Source organism: Pseudoalteromonas sp. (assembly GCF_041613455.1).
Taxonomy (GTDB): domain Bacteria; phylum Pseudomonadota; class Gammaproteobacteria; order Enterobacterales; family Alteromonadaceae; genus Pseudoalteromonas.
Genome location: NZ_JBFJHD010000316.1, coordinates 1 through 2,635 on the forward strand (window position 1 = coordinate 1; position 2,635 = coordinate 2,635).

Sequence of the window (2,635 nt, forward strand, 5' to 3'; positions counted from 1 at the left end):
GGAGCCACTGTTATAGCCACTGATATTTTAACTGAAGAGCTTAACCAAATGGCGCAAGAGCTTGGCGACAAGGTTACGCCAATGACACACGATGTAACCGATGAGCTACAATGGCAGTCGATCGTATCAGCAACTTTAGAAAAGCACCAAAAAATAGATATTTTAGTTAATAATGCGGGGATTTTACTGTTCGCAACGCTCGAAACCACAGAGCCGCAGCAGTTTCGTAAATTAATCGATATTAATATTACCGGCACCTTTTTAGGCTTACATAGCGTGATCCCCTGCATGAAAAAAGCCGGCAGTGGCGCTATTGTTAATATTTCATCAGCCTCGTCTATTTTACCTAACAATGGCACAGGTGCGTATGCTGCAAGTAAATATGCAGTAAGAGGGTTAACTCGCACCGCAGCGCTTGAGCTAGGCCCGTTTGGTATACGTGTAAATAGTGTGCATCCTGGTGCTGTAAATACCCCCATGACTAACCCACAGGGGCTAAGTAGCGAAGAGCTGAACCCACGCTATAAATTTATTCCACAGCAACGTGGTTGTCAGCCTGAAGAAGTAGCCAATATGGTTAACTTTTTAGTCTCGGATCAGGCATCTTACTGTAATGGCACCGAAATGGTGGTAGATGGCGGCCTAACGGCTGGTCAATATTATTATGGTGTACCTGGCGCGCCAGCACAGTAATAGCGACCTTCAACGCGCATTAAGGCTCTCAGTGCATGAACAAAAAAACCAGCCAGCAGTGAATAACTGTTGGCTGGTTTTTTATGTTTAACTCAAGATGAGTTTTAAGGCGCTAAAGCTGCAAACCGCGCTTGATGGTAATCGGCATCACCAAGGCACATTTGTGCTACGCGAATGCGCTTTAGGTAAAGACCAATGTCTAGCTCATCAGTAACCCCAATGCCGCCATGCATTTGCACCGCTTCACCGCTGATTAAATCGGCTACTTTTGATAGTTTCCATTTAGCTAAACTAGCGCTTGAGGCTAAATTTGCGTCAGCCTTATCTGCATCCGAAAGTGCGGCTATAACACAAGATTGAGCTAATTCTAATTCTACATAACAGCGTGCCGCACGATGTTGTAATGCCTGAAAAGTACCAATTTTTACACCAAATTGTTCACGTACCTTTAAGTATTCTATAGTCATATTAAACAGCGCTTTAATAGCACCAAGCATTTCAGCACTTAAACATAAACGACCTAAATCGAGTGCTTGTTGCAGTGCTTTTAAGCTATTGCCAGCATCGCCTAATAAGGCTTCTGCGGGTAGTTTTAAGTCATTAAAAGTAAGCTCGGCGTAATTGCGTGCATCGATAAGGTTAAGGCGCTTAACCTTTACTTGCTCACTAAATGGCACAATAAACACACTACAGCCAGCGTTATGCTGCGCCGCAACTATCCAGCCATCGGGGCTGACACCATCAATAACCATGGTTTTTTTACCATTTAACACAAAGCCATCTACCGCTGTTGTTGCCGTTGTTTGCATGCTGTCGGGATCGTGCCTTGCGTGTTCGTCAACCGCTAAGGCTAAGCGTTTTTCACCACTCATTATTGCTGTTAACCAGGTTTGCTGTTCTGCGTTGGCTAGTTGTTGTAATAATGAACCACACAGGGTTACCGACGATAACATTGGCGAAGCACTCAGGTGTTTACCCATAGCTTCAAATATTGCGCCCATTCCTTTATAACCAAAATCTAGGCCACCCAGCTCTTCGGGAAAAGTAATTGCTCCCCAACCTAGTTCCAGCATTTGTTGCCAAATTTTTTCATCAAAATTAACTGCGGTTGGCTTATCGCGTAATGCGCGCTGCGCTGCGACAGGGCTTTGCGCACTTAAAAACTCTTCGGCGGTATCTGCCAACATGCGATCGTCTTCGATATATACCATACTCATCAGCTTACTCCTTTATTTTCAGGTAATTGCAATACACGCTTTGCTATCACGTTCAGCTGAACTTCTGAGGATCCGCCAGCTATGGTTTGCGAAAAACTATTTAGCCAAGCGCGAGTAATTGCTTGCTCTTGCTCGCTAAAGCTATCATCTTCCCAACCTAAACCTCGGTAACCCATTGCATCGAGTAATAATTCAAATTTAATTTTTTCTTGTTCGGTATGCACTAACTTCATAATCGACATTAAACCAAAACAGCTTTGCCCCGCTTGCATTTCTGCACCTAAGCGTTGCACCGTTAAGTTGTATGCCTGCTCTTCCATATTGGCTGCAACCGCCTTATTTAGAAGCGCGGCTTCACTAGCGCTGTGTGGCGCTGGCATGTAATCACTCATTAGTGACATTAAGTCAAAGTGCGTGGGTAATTGAAACTCACCAAACTTAGACATTGCGCTGCGTTCGTGTTGCAGCAATTCTTTAGCCAATTTCCAGCCGCCATTGAGCTCACCTATAAGATTTTCTTTGGGTACGACTACATTATCGAAAAACACTTCACAAAAAGAAGATTTACCGCTAATTAAATCAATAGGTTTGGCTTGCACACCTTGGCTGTGCATATCGAGGAGTAATAAGCTAATGCCTTGGTGTTTAGGGGCTTTAGCATCAGTGCGTACTAATGCGTACATCCAATCGGATTTGTCACCGTAAGAAGTCCAAATTTTACTACC

The 2,635-nt window shown here is 44.0% G+C and carries 3 protein-coding genes; 1 reads left to right on the plus strand and 2 read right to left on the minus strand.

Features of this window, described 5'->3' with window-relative positions; translation table 11 throughout:
* Window positions 1-693 (plus strand): SDR family NAD(P)-dependent oxidoreductase (locus tag ABYB02_RS16485; RefSeq protein ID WP_372763457.1); only part of this gene is annotated, 693 nt, incomplete at its 5' end.
* A 104-nt stretch (window positions 694-797) separates the two neighbouring features.
* On the opposite strand, the gene ABYB02_RS16490 is transcribed toward ABYB02_RS16485, so the two are convergent.
* Together ABYB02_RS16490 and ABYB02_RS16495 are read right to left on the minus strand one after the other, a co-directional pair.
* Window positions 798-1,910, minus strand: a complete 1,113-nt coding sequence (locus ABYB02_RS16490) for an acyl-CoA dehydrogenase family protein (RefSeq protein WP_372763458.1) — start codon at window positions 1,908-1,910, stop codon at window positions 798-800.
* Window positions 1,910-2,635, minus strand: a 726-nt coding sequence (locus ABYB02_RS16495) for an acyl-CoA dehydrogenase family protein (RefSeq protein WP_372763459.1), incomplete at its 5' end; no start/stop codon positions are given. The genes ABYB02_RS16490 and ABYB02_RS16495, both read right to left, overlap by 1 nt.

Bases quoted from the DNA above. Each gene is read 5' to 3' on its own strand.
- ABYB02_RS16490 (WP_372763458.1), bottom strand. From the start codon at position 1,910: ATGAGTATGGTATATATCGAAGACGATCGCATGTTGGCAGATACCGCC.